We start from the raw sequence: 17,894 nt of genomic DNA, 5'->3' as shown, positions 1-17,894 counted from the left end.
GGCGGCACCCGCGCATGTACATACTCACGCCGTGAACGGACAACCGGCCCAGGACGGACCCATGCACCCGCAGACACCCGGCCTACGCGGACACGTCGGTGTCTGCACCTTCCCCGCGTACGCGCACATCGCACCGGCCGTCCCCATGATGGCCGAGCTGGTGCGCCGCGGGCACCGGGTCACCTGCTTCGTCACGGAGCGCTTCACCGAGCTGGTCCGGGGCAGCGGCGCGGAGGCCGTCGTCTACCCGTCGCGCTTCCCGTGGGCGAACGGGCCGACCGGTTCGGCGCTGGAGAACATCCTCGCCTTCTTCGAGGAAGGGCTCGCCCCGCTGGAGACGGCGGTGGCCCGCTTCGACGGCGACCGGCCCGATGTCCTCGCCCACGACCTCGCCGCATCCGAGGGGGCCAGGCTGCTGGCCCGCGCCTGGGACGTACCGGTGCTCCAGCTGTGCCCGACCATCGCCTCCGGCCCCGGCTTCTCGATGTCCGAGCGGCAGAACCGGGAGGTGACGGGGCCGGAGCCGGACCCGATCGACCCGCACGACCCGGCGATCGCCGAGTTCGTGGAGCGCAGGGGCCGGCTGCTCGACGCCCACCGCATCGACGGCTCCCCGCTCGACGGCTTCGGCGCGGAGCACGGCGACAACATCGTCTTCCTGCCGAAGGAGTTCCAGCCGGCCGCGGAGACCTTCGACGACCGGTTCTCGTTCATCGGGCCCTGTCTCGCCGAAACGTCCGCCGACCCGTCCGACGACCCTTCCGACGCCGCCGCCCCGGACCCGGGCGGCTGGCGGCCGCCCGAGGGCCGCAAGGTCGTGCTGCTCTCCCTGGGCAGCTCCTACACCCCTGACCAGGCCGCCTTCCTGCGCTTCTGCGTCGAGGCGCTGGCCGACTCGCCGTGGCATCTCGTGGTGACCCTCGGCCACCGTGTCACCGCCGATGAGCTGGGACCGCTGCCCGCCCATGTGGAGACCCACCAGTGGCTCCGCCACCCCGAAGTCCTCAGGCACGCCGCCGCGTTCATCACGCACGCCGGCATGGGCAGCGTCATGGAGTCGCTCGCCCACGGGGTCCCGATGGTGCTCGTGCCGTACCACATCGACCAGCGGGTCATCGCCCGCCAGGCGGCCGGTCTCGACCTGGGGCGCGCCCTGATGCGGGAGTCGGCCGACCCGGCCGCGCTGCGTGCGGCGGTCGAGGAGGTCGCCACCGCCCCCCGTATCGCAGCCGCCGTGGCCGCGATGCGCCGGCACGTGCACGAGGCGGGAGGCGCCTCGCGCGGAGCCGACGTGGTCGAACGCCTGATGCGCGGTCCCGGACGTCCACGCACCCACCACGCGCCACCTAAGGAAGTGACTCACCCATGAAGGGCATCATCCTCGCCGGGGGCGCCGGAACGCGCCTGCACCCCGTGACCCTCGCCGTCTCCAAGCAGCTGCTCCCGGTCTACGACAAGCCGATGATCTACTACCCGCTGTCCGTGCTCATGCTCGCGGACGTCCGGGACATCCTCATCATCTCGACCGCCGAGGACCAGCCGCTCTTCCAACGCCTGCTCGGTGACGGTTCCGAACTGGGACTGCGGCTCAGCTACGCCGTGCAGCACGAGCCCAACGGCCTGCCCGAGGCGTTCGTCATCGGCGCGGACTTCATCGGCGACGACTCGATCGCGCTGATCCTCGGCGACAACATCTTCTACGGCCCCGGCATGTCCGACTGCCTGCGCGACAGCCGCCGCGACCTGGACGGCTGCGTCCTGTTCGGCTACCACGTCTCCGACCCGGAGCGCTACGGCGTGGGCGAGGTGGACGCGCGGGGCCGGCTGCTCAGCATCGAGGAGAAGCCGCTCCGGCCGCGCAGCGACCGCGCCATCACGGGGCTGTACTTCTTCGACAACCAGGCCGTGGACATCGCCAAGAACCTGGCACCGTCGGCGCGCGGCGAGCTGGAGATCACCGACGTCATCCGGCACTACCAGCGGGAGGACAAGGCCAACGTGGTCGACCTCGGCCGGGGCTTCGCCTGGCTGGACACCGGAACCCACGACTCGCTGATGGACGCCGGCCAGTACGTCCAGGTGCTGGAGCGGCGCCAGGGCGTGCGGATCGCCTGCATCGAGGAGATCGCCCTGCGGCGCGGCTTCATCGACGCCGAGGCGTGCTACCGGCGCGGCTCGCGGCTGACCAAGTCCGGCTACGGCGAGTACGTCATGGACATCGCCAGGAAGCACATGGAGACGCGGCTCACGAGTCCGGTGGACACCTCCTCGGTGAAGCTGCGGGAAATGGTGGGCCTCCGGTGAGCGGCCGGCACATCGCCTTCTTCAACTACGCGGCCCACGGCCACGTGAACCCCACGCTGCCGGTCGTCGCCGAACTGGTGCGCCGCGGCAACCGGGTGACGTACGTGGTCGCCGACCAGTTCGCCGACGTGGTCGCGGCGACCGGCGCCGAGGTGATCCCGTACGAGTCCGTCGTACCGAAGTCGTGGAACACCGTGGCCATCCCGGCGAAGATCACCGGCAACGACATGGCCGAGGCCGCGGAGAAGCACCTCACCGAGGCGTTCGCGCCGCTCGCCGAAGCGGAGAAGCGGCTCGGCGACGACCGCCCGGACGTGATGGTCTACGACGGGTTCGGCTACGCCACCGGCCGGCTGCTGGCCCGCAAGTGGCAGCTGCCCACCGTGATGACCGCGACCACGTTCGTCGTCAGCGAGACCTGCAACCCGTACGCCGAGCTCGCCGCCACCATGTCCGCGCCCGACCCCGGCCACCCGGCCCTGGCCCGGACCCAGGAGCTGCTGCGCGGCACGCTGGACGCGCACGGGCTCGGTGACCTGTCGAACGAGGAGTTCACCGGCGCCGCCGAGGAGCGGACCGTCGTCTTCGTGGCGCCCGAGTTCCAGCCGGGCACCGAGACGTTCGACGAGCGGCACGTCTTCGTCGGACCGTGCATCGGCGACCGCGCCCTGCAAGGGACCTGGCAGCGGCCCGGCGACGGGCGCCCGGTGGTGCTCGTCGCGCTGGGCAGCTTCGGGTACGAGAACCAGGCGGCCTTCTACCGCGACGCGCTCGCCGCGCTCGCCGACCTGCCCTGGCACGTCGTCATGTCGCTCGGCGGCCTGGTCACACCGGACGACCTCGGGCCGCTCCCACCGAACGTCGAGGCCGCCCCCTGGGTGCCCCAGCTCTCGGTCCTGAAGCACGCCTCGGCCTTCGTCTCGCACGCCGGCATGGGCAGCACCATGGAGGCCCTGTCCTTCGGCGTGCCGCCCGTCGTGGTGCCCCGCACCGGCGAACAGGACCTGGTCGCCGCACGGGTGGCCGAACTGGGCCTGGGCCGGTCCATCGCCCCGGACGCCCTCGACGCGCAGGTGCTGCGCGGCGCGGTCCTGGACCTCTCCGAGAACCAGGAGGTCCGCGGCCGGGTACGGGAGCTGTCCGCGAGCATCGCGGCCCGCCGTGGACCCGAGCTCGCCGCCGACACGATCGAATCCCGGGCGGCCGCGTCATGACCGAGCCGACCCGCCAGAGTCCACCGCCGGGCCCGCCCCGTCACCTCGCCTTCCTCCCCTACCCGGCCTACGGGCACATGGTCCCAGCGCTCCCGGTGGTCGCCGAACTCGTGGCCCGCGGCCACCGGGTGACCTGCTTCACCACCGAGGAGTTCCAGGACCGGGTCCGCGCCACGGGCGCCGAGGCGTGCCTGTACGACCCGCCGCTGTCCTCCGATCCGCCGCCGGACGTCATCGACGCCGACGAGTGCGCGCGGGCCCCGCTGAAGCTGCTGGAGGCGAGCACGGCGGTGCTCCCGTCGGTCGAGGCCCGCTTCGCGGACGGCCCGCCGGACGTCGTCGCGTACGACACCACGCTGTGGCTGACCGGACGGCTGCTGGCGGCCCGCTGGGGGCGGCCCAGCGTGCAGCTGTCCCCGACGTTCATCTCGAACGAGCACTTCAACCTCTCCGAGCAGCACCAGGAGTTCGCCGGGCGGATCGACCCGGCGCACCCGGCGATCGTCGCCTTCGCGGACCGGCTGAAGGACATCGTGGCCGGCAGCGGCCTGCGCGAGGAGCAGCAGGCCGAACTGTTCCACGGCCACGAGGAGTTCACGGTCGCGTTCGTGCCGAAGGAGTTCCAGTTCGCGGGCGGCACCTTCGACGAGCACCATGTGTTCGTCGGACCGACCACGCAGCCGCCGGCACCGGCGGACGACGGCACGGCCTGGCAGCCGCCGGCGGACGGGCGGCCGGTGCTGCTCGTCTCGCTCGGCACCACCGTGAACAACCACCCCGACTTCTTCCGCGACTGCGTCGCGGCCTTCGCCGATCTGCCGTGGCACCTGGTGCTCGCGCTCGGCAAGCGCGTCTCCCCCCAGGAGCTGGGCCCGCTGCCGCCCCATGTGGAGGCACACCCCTGGGTCCCGCTGGCCGAGGTCCTGCCGCACACCTCGGTCCTGCTGTGCCAGTCGGGCATGGGCAGCATCCAGGAGGCCCTGCGGGCCGGCGTGCCCATGGTCGTCGTCCCCCACCACCCGGAACAGCACGTCAACGCACGGCGGCTGACCGAACTGGGCCTGGCCCGGGCGGTGCGGCGCGAGGAGGCGTCCGTCGAGGCGCTGCGCGGCGCCGTACTGGACGTGGCGGACGACGCCGCCCTGCGGGAGCGCGTACGGCGGATGCGGCACCACGTCCGGTCGGCCGGCGGCGCCGCGCGGGCCGCCGACGCCATCGAACAGCGACTGCACGCACCGTCCCTGGAGACGACATGACCCAGCTCCCGGACGCCGGCCCCGCGCCCGCACCGCACCCGCCGGTCACCCTGCCCTCGGCGCGGACCTGCCCCTTCGACCCGCCCCCCGAGTACGCGGAGCTGCGCGAGACCTGCCCGGTCGCCCCTCTGAAGCTGACCGTGGGCCCGGGCGGCGGCGCGGGATGGCTGGTCACCCGGCTCGCCGACGTACGGGCCGTCCTGAGCGACCGCCGCTTCAGCCACCGCAACGAGCTGATCGCGCTGCCGATCCCGCCGCCCTTCCCGATGACCGAGTACGACCCGCCGCCCGCCGCCCCCGGCGCCTTCATCAAGATGGACCAGCCCGACCACTCCCGCTACCGGCGGCTGCTGACCCGCCGGTTCACCATGCGGGGAGTCGCCGCGCTGACCCCGATGATCACCCGCCTCGCGGAGGAACACCTCGACGCGATGGCCCGCTCCGGGCAGCCCGTCGACCTGGTGAGCGCCTTCGCGGAACCGCTCACGGTCCGGGTGATGTGCGAGATGCTCGGCGTGCCCGGGGCGCTGCGCGAACCGCTGGCCGACCACCTGGCGGTCCTGTCCCGGATGCACTACACGGTCGAGGAGCTGATCACCGCCTGCACGGCCATCGCCGAGGCGCTCCAGGACCTGGTCAAGGCCAAGCGCGCCGACCCCGGCACGGACCTGCTCGGTGAACTCGCCGCCGACGACGGCCTCACCGACGAGGAGGTCGTCAACATCGCCTGGGCCCTGCTCGGCGGCGGTTTCGACACCACGGCCAACATGCTGGCCCTCGGCACGTTCGCCCTCCTCGCCCACCCCGGCCAGCTCGCCCTGCTGCGGGCCCGCCCGGAGCTCTCCGACAACGCGGTGGAACAGCTGCTGCGCTACCTCACGATCTCCCACCTCGGAGCGAGCCGGGCCGCCCTGGAGGACGTCGAGCTGAACGGCACCCGGATCAAGGCGGGCGACACGGTCGTCCTCGCACTCTCCGCCGCCAACCGGGACCCCGGGCACTTCGACGCCCCGGACCGCCTGGACATCACGGCCGAGGCCCAGGGCCACGTGGCCTTCGGCCACGGCGAGCACCAGTGCATCGGCCAGAACCTGGCCCGCACCACCCTGCGCATCGCCCTGCCCATGCTGTTCGCCCGCTTCCCCGACCTACGCCTGACCACTCCCGCCGACGAGGTCCCGCTCCGCTCGGACATGCTCCACTACGGGGTGCATGAGCTGCTGGTGGATACGGGGGCCTGAGCCGCGGTCGACGCGGCATCACCCCTGCCGCCGTGGTTCATCGGCGTCCGCCGAACTCCCAGGCGTGGACCTCGATGTCCGCGTACCGGTCCTGGGTCAGGATGCCGCGTGCCGCGTCCGGGTCCGGGGCCCGGACCAGCGCGGCCGTGCCGAGCCATGTGTCACCGTCGTCGGCCAGTAGTGGCCCGTAAGCGATCAGTTCGTCCTGGTCGGACGGCAGGTCGAGGTCTGCTGGGCCCTCGCCGAGGCCGAGGACCAGGTACTGGCTGCCACTGCTTCGGTCACCGGGAAAGTCCCACATGGTGCGCCCCAGCAGATTGCGCCATCGGCGCAGCAGCACGTCCCGGTAAGACCTTTCCTCACGCTGCCCCGGGGCTCAAGTCCCGGGCCGCAGCTGCCTCGCCCCGCCGAGACGGATGCTCTCCGGCCGCCTGGGGCCATCGGGACACTACGCGGGGCCCGGGGGCAGGTGGACGGTCATGATCAGGTGGCAGGTCTCGGTGCCCGAGCCTCGGTAGGTGTGGGTGGCGTCGGCGTCGAAGGCGGCGGTCTGCCCGGCGGCGACGGTGTACTCGGTGCCGTCGACGACGAGGGTCATCTCGCCCGTGGTGACGTTGACGGTCTCGGTCACGCCGGCCTGATGAGGGTGGCTGGGGTATTCCTCTCCGGGTTGCAGTGTCCAGCGCCAGACTTCGGTGGCCGCGGGTCCGCCGGTGGTCAGCATCAGCCGGGCCTCGCTGCCGTGCTCGCCCTTCCACAGGGGCGTGACGGTGTCGGCGCTCACTACCCGCACGCGCTGTTCGGAGCGCCCTTCCATCAACGCGGAGACGGAGGCGCCGAGGGTGTCGGCGAGGCGGACCAGGGTGGCGAAGTTCGGGTTGCCCTGAGCCTTCTCCAGGGCGACCAGGGCGCCCTTGCTGACCTTGGCCCGGCGGCCGAGTTCGTCCAGGGAAAGCCCGGCGCGGGTACGGGCCGCGCGGACGTTGTGCGCGAGCGTCCGCAACGCAGCCTCGGTCTCCGTCATCGCTCTCACCCTCGTAGTAGATGGATCAGTGCACTGCACCTGCCGGTCGTTTGGTTGACAACCTTCGGTCGGCGCGCTGTACGGTGTAGTCGTTCTGTTGATACTAAGGGATGGACCATCCCTGATCGCTCCGCTGCTTGCCCTGGGCAGTTCCCTGACCTACGGATGCGCCGACCTCCTCGGTGGTCCCGGTGCCCGCAAGGCCCATGTCCTGCGGACCGTGACGGTCGCCGCCCCGGCCCACTCCCTCCCCTCGAACGGATACCCCCGCACGATGACCACCTTCCGCCTCAGCCCCGCCGTCGCCGACGCCTTCCCCCACACCCTCATCGCCATCGTCACCGCCACCGGCCTGCGCGGCCACGAGCCCTGGCCCGCCACCACCGCCGCCCAGGAAGACCTGGAGGCCCAGCTCGCCGCCGGCACCTGGACCCCCGCCGACGAGAGCGACCCGCGCGTCGAGGCATGGCACACCGCCTACCGCTCCTTCGGCGCCAACCCCCGCCGCATCCGCCCCAGCGTCGATGCCCTCGGCCGCCGCCTCGCCAAGAAGGGCGCACTGCCCCGGATCAACCCGGCCGTCGACTCCTACAACACCGTTTCCGTCCACCACGGCCTGCCCGCCGGCGCCTTCGACCTCGACCACGTCACCGGCGACGTCGAGATCCGCTACGCCGAGGGCACCGAGACCTTCACCCCGCTCGGCGAACCCGACACGATCGAGAACCCCAGGACCGGCGAGATCATCTACACGGACACCACCGACGTCCTCACCCGCCACTGGAACCACCGCGACGCCCACCGCACCCGCGTCACCGAAGACTCCACGCACGTCGCCTTCGTCCTCGAAACCCTCCACGCCACCCGCGACGGCCACCTCCTCACCACCGCCGTCGGCGAACTGCGGGACCTGCTCACCGACCACTCCGCCCGGAGCACCGTCCACCACCTCAGCCCCGCACACCCGCAGGCCACCCTCTGACACCACACCGCTGGAGCGCCATCCTGACGCATACCGCAGTATGCTTGCCGTATGTCCTCAACGACTCGCATCACCGTCACGCTCCCCAGCGACCAGGTGGCGGAGCTCCGCAAGCTCACGGACAACGTCTCCGGCTATGTGGCGGAAGCCGTGGCCCGCCAGATCCGGCACCAGCTCCTCGGTGATGACCTTCGCCGTCACGAGGAAGAGCACGGACCATTCAGCGACGAGGAGCTGACCGAAGCCCGCACAAGGATCTTCGGCACCGCCGACTCCTCCAAGAGCGCGAACGCCGCGTGAGCGAGCGCGTCGAGACCGTCGTCCTGGACTCGGAGGGGCTCTCCGCCTGGATCGAGCAGGACCGCAAGCTCCTCGCGATGCTGCAGGTCTTCCACGACATGGGAGCCGACCTGGTGACCGGGGCGAACACCATCGTGGAAGTCAGCCATTCCCGTACCAACATGCCTCGCCTGAACTGGACCCTGTCCCGGATCAAGGTGGAACCGGTCACCGAACAAGGCGCCAAAGCGGCAGCGGAGTTGCTCAAGGACGCCGGACTGCACGGGCACAAGTACGCCATCGACGCCACGGTCGCCGAGGTCGCCCTGCGCCAGCCGAGACCCGTCGCACTCCTGACGTCCGACAGCGACGACATGACCAAGCTCTGTGGCAGCCAGGTCCGCATCATCCCCCTTTGACCAGCCGCTCCTACCCGGAGTGGTCGGCTCATTTGCCCTGTACAGGGCGGGACGAGGTGCGTGCTGCGGCCGCCAACTGGCGCCCCGCCGCGCGGTAGCGGCAGGCACAGGGGCCGAGCATGAAGAACGGCTGCGGCGCGGGGCCGACAACCGGCTTGCGTAGGATTCGGCCCCGAGGACCTTCGTCTCCCCGGAGGTGTGGGACCGTGAGGTCACTCTGCTCATGCGCGACTACCCGTTCGACAAGGTCATGGCGGAGCGTCTGTTCGCCGGCGCCGTCTCGTACCTCATCACGGCCATGGAGAAGTTCGGCCAGGGCCTGGAGATGTGCTGCGGGCGGATCGTGGACATCGCGGTCGGCGCGGCGAGGTCGAAGCGGGGACCTCGCCGCCGGCCTGGCGTGACCAGTCCGGCCCGCGCCGCCGGCGAACAGCCACTCGTCACGTCGATGCTGCCCTTCGCGCGCGCAGCCCCCGTCCTCGCCTACGAGCAACGCATGCGTGAGGCCCTCGGCTGACCTCTTACGAGCTGCTGGTCGCCTCGTCCAGGAGCAGATACAGCAGACCGACCAGGCTGCCACTGCTGACGACCTCGCGGCGGTCGATCATGCCCCGGATCTCCGAGATCGGAATCCACTCGATTCGGTCGGACTCGTTCAACTCGGTCGGTGGGCCCGCATACGAGGCGGTCTCGGCACGGAAGACGAAGTGCTCGGAATCCGTGATGCCGTTCGCCGGTTGCGCGTACACGAGCGGCTTGACGCCCTTCACCCGCCAGCCGGTCTCCTCCTCGACCTCGCGGGCAGCCGCCTGTTCCGGAGTCTCATCGGCCTCGATGAGGCCCATCGGAAGCTCCCAGCCCCAGGTGTCGGTGATGAACCGGTGCCGCCACATCATCAGCACGCGCTTCTGGTCGTCGACCACGGCTGCTACGGCCAGGTGCCGCATCCGGACCACATGGTGTTCCCACCGCCGGCCGTCAGGCTGCTGGACGTCCACGAGCAGAGGTTCACCCATGGGTTGTTGTAGATCTGCCGCTCTCCATGGACGGTCCACTGCATGAGCCCAACCCCCTTGTTTCCGTGAAGTATCCATCATGTCACTTTGACGAGAATCCGACCGTCAAGTTGAGGACGAAGACCTCGGGGCTCAAGCTCCGAGCCCCGAGCGCTCTTTCAGCGGAATGGTGGGGAGGGCCTGTACCCACCCACCCACCCTCGTGACCCGCAAGGGTTGACTTTCCGCGATCGAGTTGCGACGCGTGGTAGCCGCGCTCTAGCTTCAGCGAGGACACAGACCAAGACAGCCCCTGCCGGTGCGGAAACACCGCCAAGGGCCTGACCACCTCGATCGAAAGCCTTGGAGAACCGATCAGATGGCTGCCAGCCAGTTTAGTGGTGAACCCGCCCCCGACCACCCGATGGCGAACCCCGGTTACGGCAAGCGCTCCGCGCCGGACCAGCGCCCCCGTACCGGCGCCGACTTCACCCACCTCGTCCCCCGCGACGCCGCCATCGCCGCGTACATCGACTCACTGCGCGACGGCGCCGACATCTCCGTGAAGACCCTCGCGAAAGCACTCCCGTACGGCCAGTGCGCGATCCGCACCACCCTCAACCGCCTCCAGGACGCGGGCCACCTGCGCCGGGGCAGCGAATGCGTCGCCAGCGGGGAGAACCTGCTGTGGGTGACCCGGACGTTCTTCTCCCGCACCGCGCGCGACGACGCGTGGTGGGCGGCCTTCAGCCGGGGCGACGTACCGAAGGACACCCCACGGGCCACCAGCTCCCGCGCGTTCATCCTGCTCGCGGCACTCGGCCGCGCAGCCCCCGCCCTGACGCTCTCCCAGCGTGACTGCGTAACCCTGGAACCGCAGATGACGGAATGGCTGACCCGAGGCGCCACGGAAGCCGAAGTCATGCACGCCCTGACCGCCGGGCTCCCCGACCGCGTCCATCACGCCGCCTCGTTCGTGGCCAAACGCCTCCAGACCAAACTCCCACCCGCCCGCGAGCCGCACACCGTCCTGCGCTCCCTCGAATGCAGCGAATGCCGAGCCCCCGGCACCCCAGAGGCCCTACCGGGCGGCAAGTGCCGCACCTGCCGAGGCACACCCACCCACCAGGAGCCCACCCTCCCCGCCCAAAAGGTCCGAGCCCAAGCCCGAGCCGTACGAGCGGGCCTGATCCCCAAATCAGACCGCCCCAAGCGCTGACGTCGCTTTCCGCGAAGAATTGACACTTCCATTCATGAAAGTATCTTGAATGGAAGTACCGACCGGATACTGTCGAGATTTCCCGTTCTGCTCGTCCTCATCGGGCTCCGGCACGCACGCACACGGCGGCCGCCGGATCACTCGATCCGGCGGCCGCCGCAGCCCTCGTACCGCCCGGTCAGGCGGTCTCGGCCGGCCACCAGTCCGGGTGGTCGGCGTACCACTGCACCGTGCTCTCCAGGCCCGCCGTGAACTCGATCGACGGTGTGAAGCCCAGCTTCGTGATCTTGCTGAAGTCGAGCGAGTACCGCAGGTCGTGGCCCTTGCGGTCGGCGACCTGGTGGATCATCGACGGGTCGGCGCCGCACAGCTCGACCAGGCGCCGGGCGATCGAGACGTTGGTGACCTCGACCCCGCTGCCGATGTTGTAGACCTCGCCCGGTTCTCCGTCGGTCAGCACCAACTGGAGCGCCGCGCAGTGGTCGGCCACGTGCAGCCACTCCCGTACGTTGCGTCCGTCGCCGTACAACGGCACCGGCTTGCCGCGCAGCAGATTGGTGATGAACAGCGGGATGAGCTTCTCGGCGTTCTGGTACGGGCCGTAGTTGTTGGAGCACCGGGTGAGCCGGATGTCCAGTCCGTGCGTACGCCGGCACGCCAGCGCGACCAGGTCGCTGCCCGCCTTGGACGCCGCGTAGGGCGAGTTGGGCTGAAGCGGCTCGTGCTCGTCCCACGAGCCGTGTTCGATGGAGCCGTACACCTCGTCGGTGGACACGCACAGCACCGTCGCCACGTCGTGCCGGGCGCAGCTGTCCAGGAGCTGCTGGGTGCCGACCACGTTCGTCGAGGCGAACGGGACCGCGCCGGCGACCGACCGGTCCACGTGCGACTCGGCCGCGAAGTGCACCACCACGTCGTGCCCGGGCAGCGCCTCCTCCAGGGCGGCCGCGTCGCGGATGTCGCCCCGGACGAAGGTCAGCCGCTCGTGGCCGATCGGCAGGTTCGCCGTGTTGCCCGCGTAGGTGAGCAGGTCGAAGACGGTGACCTCGGCGTCCTCGTACCCGGCGTACTCGCCCGCGAGCATCGCCCGCACGTACTGGGAGCCGATGAAGCCGGCTCCGCCTGTGACAAATACCTTCACGTCGTCCCGTCTCCTCAGCCGACCGGCAGAACCTTCAGGGAGCGGCGGCGGACGCCGTCGCCTGAATCGACGATCGAGGAGATGTGCGAGACGACCCGCTCGTCGGCCGGGTCGTTCGCCGGGTCGTCGTGCACCCGCAGGATCTCGTACGTGGTGCTGCGCTGCGCCGGTACGCGGTCGGCGCCGCGGATCAGTTCCAGCAGCTCGGGCAGGTTGGAGCGGTGCTTGGCACCGGCGGAGGAGACGACGTTCTCCTCCAGCATCACCGAACCGAGGTCGTCGGCCCCGTAGTGCAGGGTCATCTGGCCCATTTCCTTGCCCGTGGTGAGCCACGAGCCCTGGATGTGCGCCACGTTGTCGAGGAAGAGCCGCGCGACGGCGATCACCCGCAGGTACTCCAGCGACGTGGCCTGGGTGCGGCCGCGCAGCTTGTTGTTCTCCGGCTGGTACGTGTACGGGATGAAGGCGCGGAAGCCGCCGGTGCGGTCCTGGACATCGCGGATCATGCGCAGGTGCTCGATGCGCTCGGCGTTGGTCTCGCCGGTGCCCATCAGCATCGTGGTGGTCGACTCGAGACCGAGCCCGTGCGCGGTCTCCATGATCTCCAGCCAGCGCTCGCCGGACTCCTTCAGCGGGGCGATGGCGGTGCGGGCGCGGGCCGGCAGCAGTTCGGCGCCGGCGCCGGCGAACGAGTCGAGACCGGCGTCGCGGATCCGGGCGATGGCCTCCTCGACGGGCACCCCGGAGACCTTCGCCATGTGCGCCACCTCGGAGGCGCCCAGCGAGTGGATCACCAGCTCGGGGAAGCGCTCCTTGATGGCGGAGAACATGCTCTCGTAGTACTCGACGCCGTAGTCCGGGTGGTGCCCGCCCTGGAACATGATCTGCGTGCCGCCCAGCTCGACCGTCTCCGCGCACCGGCGCAGGATGTCGTCCAGGTCCCGGGACCAGCCCTTGGCGGTGTCCTTCGGCGCGGCGTAGAACGCACAGAACTTGCACGCCGTGACGCACACGTTGGTGTAGTTGATGTTCCGCTCGATGATGTACGTCGCCAGGTTCTCCCGGCCGGCGTAACGACGGCGGCGCACCGCGTCGGCCGCCTGGCCGAGTGCGTGCAGCGGTGCGTGGCGGTAGAGCTCCAGTGCCTCTTCGGGCGTGAGGCGGCCTCCGGTGGCGGCACGGTCCAGAGCAGCGGTGAGATGACTGGTCGGGATGGCCATCGGGCCACCTTTCTGTTTCGGATGGATCGGCGCGGCGCTCCTACGAGGTGCGCCCGGTGTCCAGCAAGCGGATGTCCAGGTCGGGCGCGAAGCCGGCGTCGGCTCCGCCGACCCGGCGGGCGAACTCGCGCAGCCCGGCGAGCTGCCGTTCCCCCAGGTCGAAGTCGAGCGCGGACAGGTAGTAGCGCTTGAGCGTCTCGACGTCGAACTTCGCCCAGCGGGCCGCCTTGTGGCAGACCACGTCGATCTCGTCGAGGAAGAGCTCGCGCGACTTCAGGAATCCGGCGTGCACCTCGCGGACCAGCTCGGGGTTCTCGGCGACGAACTCGCGCCGGGCCGCGAACACCGCGAAGACGAACGGCAGCCCGGTCCACTCCCGCCACATCTCGGCCAGGTCGTACACCTGGAACCCGAACGTGTCGGCCTGCTGGAGCGAGGCGCGCAGCGCGGCGTCACCGATGACCACGGCCGCCGGGGCCCCGGCCATCATGGTGGGCAGGTCCGGCGGGCAGCTGAAGTACTCCGGCTTGACGCCGATCGACTCGGTGAGCAGCAGCTCGGCCAGGCGCACGGTGGTGCGGCTGGAGGTGGTGCGGGCGAGCGGGACCCCGTCCAGTTCCTCCAGCGGCACCTTGCTGAGCAGCAGGCAGGACATCACGGGGCCGTCCGCGCCGACCGCGATGTCGGGGAGCACGACCAGATCGTCGGCATGGCGCAGGTACTCCATGACGCTGATCGGGCTGATGTCCAGCTCTCCGGCGACCAGGGCGTCGCTCAGGCGTTCCGGCGAGTCCCGGCGCAGGTCGAGGTCGAGCAGGCTTCCGGTGCGGGCCAGTCCCCAGAACAGGGGCAGGCAGTTGAGGAAGTCGATGTGGCCGACGCGTGGCCGGCCGAGCTCGGCCGACGGGGCGCGCAGGGCCGGCTCGTAGCCGGTGACCGCCGTCATCAGCCGTCCGCCGAGTCCGGTCCGAGGACCTCGACGCCGTCGCTGACCCGGCGCACGTGGATGCACTCCCCCGGGCATTCCTTCACCGAGTCGGTGACGTCGCGCAGGGCGATGGTGGGCACGAGGACCGTGGCACCCGTGTCCTGCAGCAGATCGCCGTCCGCGTTCCTGACGTAGGCGAGCCCGTCGATGTCCAGCTCGAAGACGTCGGGCGCGTACTGGCAGCAGATCCCGTCACCCGTGCACAGGTCCTGGTCGATCCAGACCTCCAGGGCATCGCCCCTGAGGTCCTCGTCCCGTACGGTCATCGCGCACACCTGCCGATACTTGTCGTGATGATGGTCATGGGTCAGACCCGCATGGGCTGGGGGGCCTCCCGGATCTCCGGATCCGGGCCCTCGTACTCGCGGACGGTCTGGTAGAGCGTGTTGCGCTCCACGGGCTGGAACCCGGCGTCGCGGATCAGGTCGAGCAGGCTCTCGCGGGACATCTTGTCCGGGGTGCCGTAGTTGTCCGCGTCGTGCGTGATCTTGTACTCGACGACGGAGCCGTCGATGTCGTCGGCACCGTGGTTGAGCGCGAGCTGTGCGGTCTGGAGGCCGTGCATCACCCAGAAGACCTTGACGTGCGGCACGTTGTCGAAGAGGAGCCGCGAGACCGCGAAGGTCTTCAGGGACTCCGTCGGCGTCGCCATCTTCGTCTTGCCCATCAGGCGGTTGCGTTCCTTGCCGTCCATGGAGTCGTGGAAGTCGTGCTGGTAGCGCAGCGGGATGAAGACCTGGAACCCGCCGGTCTCGTCCTGCAGTTCGCGCAGGCGCAGCACGTGGTCGACGCGGTGCCTCGGCTCCTCGATGTGCCCGTAGAGCATCGTGCAGGGGGTCTTGATCCCCTTCTCGTGGGCGAGGCGGTGGATGCGCGACCAGTCCTCCCAGTGGGTCCGGTGGTCCACGATCTGCTGCCGGATCTCCCAGTCGAAGATCTCCGCGCCGCCACCGGTCAGCGACTCCATGCCGGCGTCGATCAGCTCGTCCAGGATCTCGCCGGCCGGGAGCCCGGAGATGCTCTCGAAGTGGTGGATCTCGGTGGCGGTGAACGCCTTGACGGCGACCGTCGGCGGCAGCGCTTCCTTCAGCGCCCGGATCGAGCGCGGGTAGTAGCGCCAGGGCAGCGTCGGGTGGAGACCGTTGACCAGGTGCAGCTCGGTGAGCTGTTCGTTCTCCATCGCCTTGGCCAGCTTCACGGCCTCCTCGATGCGCATGGTGTACGCGTCCATCTCGCCCGGCTTGCGCTGGAACGAGCAGTACGCGCACGAGGCCGTGCACACGTTGGTCATGTTGAGGTGGCGGTTGATGTTGAAGTGAACGACGTTGCCGTTCTTCCGTGTGCGCACCTGGTGCGCCAGCCCGCCGAGCCAGGCCAGGTCGTCGCACTCGTACAGCGCGATACCGTCCTCCCGGCTGAGGCGTTCGCCGGCAGCGACCTTCTGTTCGATTTCGCGTTTGAATCCTGCGTCCACCCGTGCGTCTCCTCAGCGTGAAATCCGGCATGAGAACGGTCTGCTGGCCCCGCGAACACAACAGCCCCGGGCAGCGCAGCTCCATGCTCCAGGAACCACCGCTAAGAGAATCCCTACAGATACGATCCAGCTCCTCCTGCGCCGCGACCGGTTGCCCGTACCGTGAACTCTCGCGAAGGTCCGCCTCCGGACCGAGACACGCGCATCGGCGTAAGGATGAAGACGCATGTCGAATACAGCGACCGCCTCCCCCACCCGGCAGCAAGCCCGCGGACGGATCGTCTACCCCCTGGTCGCCACCGTGGCGACCGTCATCGTCTGGCTCATAGCGCACGCCACCCTCGACGACGGCCTCAGGGCGGCCTCGGGCGACGACGTCCAGGAGATCGGGCTGCCGATGGTCATCGTCGTGACGCTTCTGGTGGGCTTCGCCGCCCTGGGTGTGGTGACGCTGCTCGACCGCAAATCGCCGAAGGCCCGCACCCTGTGGACGGTGATCTCCTCGGTCGTCTTCCTGCTCTCCCTGCTCGGCCCGGCCGGCAGCGGCGAGGGCGGCGGGTCCAAGGTCGCGCTGCTGTGCATGCACGTCGTCGTGGCCCTGGTGCTCATCCCCGGGTTCGCGCGTACCGCACGAAAGGACTGACGCATGGCGAAGACCGCACTCAGCCTCCACAAGAAGGGCGGCGCCTTCGTCCTCGACGGTCTGAAGGGCTCCTCCGCGACGCTGACGTTCGAGCGTGGCATGCGCAAGGGCACGGTCACCGCGGGTGGCCGTGCTCTGCCGATCGCGGCCACCGGCCGGGGGCGCACCCGTGTGACGGCCGCCGATCCGGCGATCCTGTGCCTGGACGGCCAGGGGGCGTTCGTGCCGGGGAGCGGTGCGCCGGTCGAGTGGCGTACGTCCCGGCCGCGCCGCGGCCACTACCAGGCGACGCTCGTCCGGGGCTCCGACCTGATCGACTTCTCGCTGACCAGGTCCGACGGCAAGTCCGTGCAGATAGAGGTCACCGGCCACTGGGACGATCTCGAACTGCTCGCGCTCGCCGGGTCGTTCGCGCTGCTGTCGCGCCGCCGCGGTGACACCTACCGCAAGATCGCCATCGCCGGCGTCGTCAGCCACGGCCCGCACTGAGCCGTGACCGCCTCCCCGCCGGGCAGGGCCGGCCGCCGCCACGACGAGGGCACCGGCTTCCGGGTCCTCGTCGTCACCGCGGTCGCCGCGGAACAGGACGCGGTGGCGGATGTCTTCCAGGACGCCGCCGCCGCGTCCGTACCGGCCCCGCTCGCCGCCCGCACCCTGCACCGGGTGACCACGGGCGGCGTCGGGGTGGACGTGCTGGCCGCCGGCGTGGGGCCCGCCGCTGCCGCCGCCGCGACCGCCGTGGCGCTGACCGTCGCGGCCCACCGGGGCGCCGGCTACGGCCTGGTGGTCAGCGCGGGCATCGGCGGCGGCTTCCAGCCCGAGGCACCGCTCGGCTCCCTCGTCGTGGCGAGCGAGCTCGTCGCGGCCGACCTGGGCGCAGAGACGGCCGACGACTTCGTGCCGGTCACCGAACTGGGCTTCGGCACCATCGCGTACCGGCCGGACGCCGCGCTCGTGGCCCGCGTCGCCGAAGCGACGCGGGCGCGTACGGGCGCGGTCCTCACCGTCTCCACCGCGACCGGCACCGCCGCGCGGGCCGCCGCGCTGCGGGCCCGTCACCCGGGTGCGCTGGCCGAGGCGATGGAGGGGTTCGGGGTCGCCGAGGCCGCGGCGGCGGCCGGCTGCCCGGTCGTGGAACTGCGCGCCGTCTCCAACGCGGTGGGCCCGCGCGACCGGTCCCAGTGGCGCATCGGCGACGCGCTGGCCGCCCTCGCAGACGCCTCCGGCCGGCTCACCTCCGTGTTCGAGGATCTGCCGGCCGGACGGTCCGATCGGGTGCCGGGTCAGTAGCGGTAGTGGTCCGGCTTGTACGGGCCCTCGACCTCGACCCCGATGTACGCGGCCTGCTCCGGGCGCAGTGTCGTCAGTTTGACGCCGAGTGCGTCGAGGTGGAGGCGGGCGACCTTCTCGTCCAGGTGCTTGGGGAGCACGTAGACGTCGGTCGGGTACGCCTCGGGCTTGGTGAACAGCTCGATCTGGGCCAGGGTCTGGTCCG

At 70.5% G+C, this 17,894-nt stretch carries 20 protein-coding genes and 2 pseudogenes; 13 read left to right on the top strand and 9 right to left on the bottom strand.

Annotated features, from left to right (window positions below; genetic code table 11):
• Nucleotides 1-31: 31 nt before the first annotated feature.
• Genes E6R18_RS21745 through E6R18_RS21725 form a run of 5 tightly spaced genes read left to right on the top strand, consistent with a single transcriptional unit; the run spans nucleotide 32 to nucleotide 6,015 of the window.
• On the top strand, nucleotides 32-1,369 hold the full coding sequence (locus E6R18_RS21745; protein WP_136318577.1) for a macrolide family glycosyltransferase: 1,338 nt from the start codon (nucleotides 32-34) through the stop codon (nucleotides 1,367-1,369).
• The gene (rfbA, locus tag E6R18_RS21740) at nucleotides 1,366-2,304 is read left to right on the top strand and encodes a glucose-1-phosphate thymidylyltransferase RfbA (protein WP_136318576.1); all 939 of its coding nucleotides are present in this window, start codon (nucleotides 1,366-1,368) and stop codon (nucleotides 2,302-2,304) included. The genes E6R18_RS21745 and rfbA overlap by 4 nt, the downstream gene beginning before the upstream one ends.
• Nucleotides 2,301-3,518, top strand: a complete 1,218-nt coding sequence (locus tag E6R18_RS21735) for a macrolide family glycosyltransferase (RefSeq protein ID WP_136318575.1) — start codon at nucleotides 2,301-2,303, stop codon at nucleotides 3,516-3,518. Before rfbA ends, E6R18_RS21735 begins: the two co-directional genes overlap by 4 nt.
• A complete protein-coding gene (locus tag E6R18_RS21730) occupies nucleotides 3,515-4,774 on the top strand; it encodes a macrolide family glycosyltransferase (RefSeq protein ID WP_136318574.1) in 1,260 nt (419 codons plus the stop codon). Before E6R18_RS21735 ends, E6R18_RS21730 begins: the two co-directional genes overlap by 4 nt.
• Nucleotides 4,771-6,015 carry a cytochrome P450 gene (locus E6R18_RS21725; protein ID WP_136318573.1) on the top strand — a complete coding sequence of 415 codons (1,245 nt, stop codon included), beginning with the start codon at nucleotides 4,771-4,773 and terminating at the stop codon, nucleotides 6,013-6,015. Before E6R18_RS21730 ends, E6R18_RS21725 begins: the two co-directional genes overlap by 4 nt.
• Before the next feature lie 37 nt (nucleotides 6,016-6,052).
• Here E6R18_RS21725 and E6R18_RS21720 read toward each other — a convergent pair.
• Together E6R18_RS21720 and E6R18_RS21715 are read right to left on the bottom strand one after the other, a co-directional pair.
• Nucleotides 6,053-6,367, bottom strand: a pseudogene (locus tag E6R18_RS21720) (hypothetical protein); the annotation flags it as partial.
• 96 nt (nucleotides 6,368-6,463) lie between these two features.
• Nucleotides 6,464-7,039, bottom strand: coding sequence for an XRE family transcriptional regulator (locus E6R18_RS21715; RefSeq protein ID WP_136318572.1), 576 nt, complete (start codon nucleotides 7,037-7,039; stop codon nucleotides 6,464-6,466).
• A gap of 274 nt (nucleotides 7,040-7,313) precedes the next feature.
• Here E6R18_RS21715 and E6R18_RS21710 point away from each other — a divergent pair, with 274 nt between their 5' ends.
• The 4 genes from E6R18_RS21710 (at nucleotide 7,314) to E6R18_RS21695 (ending at nucleotide 9,236) form a co-directional block, all read left to right on the top strand.
• Nucleotides 7,314-8,021, top strand: a complete 708-nt coding sequence (locus E6R18_RS21710; RefSeq protein ID WP_136318571.1) for a phenylalanine--tRNA ligase beta subunit-related protein — start codon at nucleotides 7,314-7,316, stop codon at nucleotides 8,019-8,021.
• 51 nt (nucleotides 8,022-8,072) lie between these two features.
• Nucleotides 8,073-8,321 (top strand): type II toxin-antitoxin system CcdA family antitoxin, encoded by a 249-nt coding sequence (locus tag E6R18_RS21705; protein ID WP_136318570.1) that lies wholly within the window; start codon nucleotides 8,073-8,075, stop codon nucleotides 8,319-8,321.
• Entirely contained in the window at nucleotides 8,318-8,719 is a 402-nt protein-coding gene (locus E6R18_RS21700; RefSeq protein ID WP_136318569.1) for a DNA-binding protein, read from the top strand. Before E6R18_RS21705 ends, E6R18_RS21700 begins: the two co-directional genes overlap by 4 nt.
• A gap of 223 nt (nucleotides 8,720-8,942) precedes the next feature.
• Nucleotides 8,943-9,236: a hypothetical protein gene (locus tag E6R18_RS21695; RefSeq protein WP_168712408.1), complete on the top strand. Its 294-nt coding sequence runs from the start codon at nucleotides 8,943-8,945 to the stop codon at nucleotides 9,234-9,236.
• 4 nt (nucleotides 9,237-9,240) lie between these two features.
• Here the strand turns inward: E6R18_RS21695 and E6R18_RS21690 are convergent.
• Nucleotides 9,241-9,779, bottom strand: a pseudogene (locus tag E6R18_RS21690) (NUDIX hydrolase).
• Between the two features lie 359 nt (nucleotides 9,780-10,138).
• On the opposite strand from E6R18_RS21690, the gene E6R18_RS21685 reads away from it, so the two are divergent.
• Nucleotides 10,139-10,933, top strand: a complete 795-nt coding sequence (locus E6R18_RS21685) for a hypothetical protein (RefSeq protein ID WP_136318567.1) — start codon at nucleotides 10,139-10,141, stop codon at nucleotides 10,931-10,933.
• Nucleotides 10,934-11,111: 178 nt separating this feature from the next.
• On the opposite strand, the gene rfbB is transcribed toward E6R18_RS21685, so the two are convergent.
• Genes rfbB through mqnE form a run of 5 tightly spaced genes read right to left on the bottom strand, consistent with a single transcriptional unit; the run spans nucleotide 11,112 to nucleotide 15,756 of the window.
• Nucleotides 11,112-12,074: a dTDP-glucose 4,6-dehydratase gene (rfbB, locus tag E6R18_RS21680; protein WP_136318566.1), complete on the bottom strand. Its 963-nt coding sequence runs from the start codon at nucleotides 12,072-12,074 to the stop codon at nucleotides 11,112-11,114.
• A 14-nt stretch (nucleotides 12,075-12,088) separates the two neighbouring features.
• Nucleotides 12,089-13,294, bottom strand: a complete 1,206-nt coding sequence (gene mqnC / locus E6R18_RS21675) for a cyclic dehypoxanthinyl futalosine synthase (protein WP_136318565.1) — start codon at nucleotides 13,292-13,294, stop codon at nucleotides 12,089-12,091.
• Nucleotides 13,295-13,334: 40 nt separating this feature from the next.
• The gene (locus tag E6R18_RS21670; RefSeq protein WP_136318564.1) at nucleotides 13,335-14,240 is read right to left on the bottom strand and encodes a menaquinone biosynthesis protein; all 906 of its coding nucleotides are present in this window, start codon (nucleotides 14,238-14,240) and stop codon (nucleotides 13,335-13,337) included.
• Nucleotides 14,240-14,548 (bottom strand): ferredoxin, encoded by a 309-nt coding sequence (locus tag E6R18_RS21665; RefSeq protein ID WP_136318563.1) that lies wholly within the window; start codon nucleotides 14,546-14,548, stop codon nucleotides 14,240-14,242. The genes E6R18_RS21670 and E6R18_RS21665 overlap by 1 nt, the downstream gene beginning before the upstream one ends.
• 41 nt (nucleotides 14,549-14,589) lie before the next feature.
• Nucleotides 14,590-15,756 (bottom strand): aminofutalosine synthase MqnE, encoded by a 1,167-nt coding sequence (mqnE, locus tag E6R18_RS21660; protein ID WP_136318562.1) that lies wholly within the window; start codon nucleotides 15,754-15,756, stop codon nucleotides 14,590-14,592.
• Between the two features lie 226 nt (nucleotides 15,757-15,982).
• Here mqnE and E6R18_RS21655 point away from each other — a divergent pair, with 226 nt between their 5' ends.
• From E6R18_RS21655 to E6R18_RS21645, 3 genes are read left to right on the top strand one after another with little or no spacing between them, the layout of a single operon-like run.
• A complete protein-coding gene (locus E6R18_RS21655) occupies nucleotides 15,983-16,399 on the top strand; it encodes a DUF6069 family protein (RefSeq protein ID WP_136318561.1) in 417 nt (138 codons plus the stop codon).
• A gap of 3 nt (nucleotides 16,400-16,402) precedes the next feature.
• A complete protein-coding gene (locus tag E6R18_RS21650; RefSeq protein WP_136318560.1) occupies nucleotides 16,403-16,888 on the top strand; it encodes a hypothetical protein in 486 nt (161 codons plus the stop codon).
• Nucleotides 16,889-16,891: 3 nt separating this feature from the next.
• Nucleotides 16,892-17,689 carry a futalosine hydrolase gene (locus E6R18_RS21645; RefSeq protein ID WP_136318559.1) on the top strand — a complete coding sequence of 266 codons (798 nt, stop codon included), beginning with the start codon at nucleotides 16,892-16,894 and terminating at the stop codon, nucleotides 17,687-17,689.
• On the opposite strand, the gene E6R18_RS21640 is transcribed toward E6R18_RS21645, so the two are convergent.
• Nucleotides 17,683-17,894 (bottom strand): adenosylhomocysteinase (locus E6R18_RS21640; protein WP_206308350.1); only part of this gene is annotated, 212 nt, incomplete at its 5' end. The genes E6R18_RS21645 and E6R18_RS21640 overlap by 7 nt on opposite strands.

Source organism: Streptomyces sp. A1277 (assembly GCF_004795015.1).
Classification (GTDB): domain Bacteria; phylum Actinomycetota; class Actinomycetes; order Streptomycetales; family Streptomycetaceae; genus Streptomyces.
This window is presented reverse-complemented; position numbering and strand designations above follow the sequence as displayed.

Coding starts and splice junctions, on each gene's coding strand:
- E6R18_RS21695 (WP_168712408.1), top strand. CDS start 8,943: ATGCGCGACTACCCGTTCGACAAGGTCATGGCGGAGCGTCTGTTCGCC.
- E6R18_RS21730 (WP_136318574.1), top strand. CDS start 3,515: ATGACCGAGCCGACCCGCCAGAGTCCACCGCCGGGCCCGCCCCGTCAC.
- E6R18_RS21650 (WP_136318560.1), top strand. CDS start 16,403: ATGGCGAAGACCGCACTCAGCCTCCACAAGAAGGGCGGCGCCTTCGTC.
- E6R18_RS21665 (WP_136318563.1), bottom strand. CDS start 14,548: ATGACCGTACGGGACGAGGACCTCAGGGGCGATGCCCTGGAGGTCTGG.
- E6R18_RS21705 (WP_136318570.1), top strand. CDS start 8,073: ATGTCCTCAACGACTCGCATCACCGTCACGCTCCCCAGCGACCAGGTG.
- E6R18_RS21685 (WP_136318567.1), top strand. CDS start 10,139: ATGGCGAACCCCGGTTACGGCAAGCGCTCCGCGCCGGACCAGCGCCCC.
- E6R18_RS21710 (WP_136318571.1), top strand. CDS start 7,314: ATGACCACCTTCCGCCTCAGCCCCGCCGTCGCCGACGCCTTCCCCCAC.
- E6R18_RS21725 (WP_136318573.1), top strand. CDS start 4,771: ATGACCCAGCTCCCGGACGCCGGCCCCGCGCCCGCACCGCACCCGCCG.
- E6R18_RS21715 (WP_136318572.1), bottom strand. CDS start 7,039: ATGACGGAGACCGAGGCTGCGTTGCGGACGCTCGCGCACAACGTCCGC.
- rfbA (WP_136318576.1), top strand. CDS start 1,366: ATGAAGGGCATCATCCTCGCCGGGGGCGCCGGAACGCGCCTGCACCCC.
- E6R18_RS21670 (WP_136318564.1), bottom strand. CDS start 14,240: ATGACGGCGGTCACCGGCTACGAGCCGGCCCTGCGCGCCCCGTCGGCC.
- E6R18_RS21655 (WP_136318561.1), top strand. CDS start 15,983: ATGTCGAATACAGCGACCGCCTCCCCCACCCGGCAGCAAGCCCGCGGA.
- mqnC (WP_136318565.1), bottom strand. CDS start 13,294: ATGGCCATCCCGACCAGTCATCTCACCGCTGCTCTGGACCGTGCCGCC.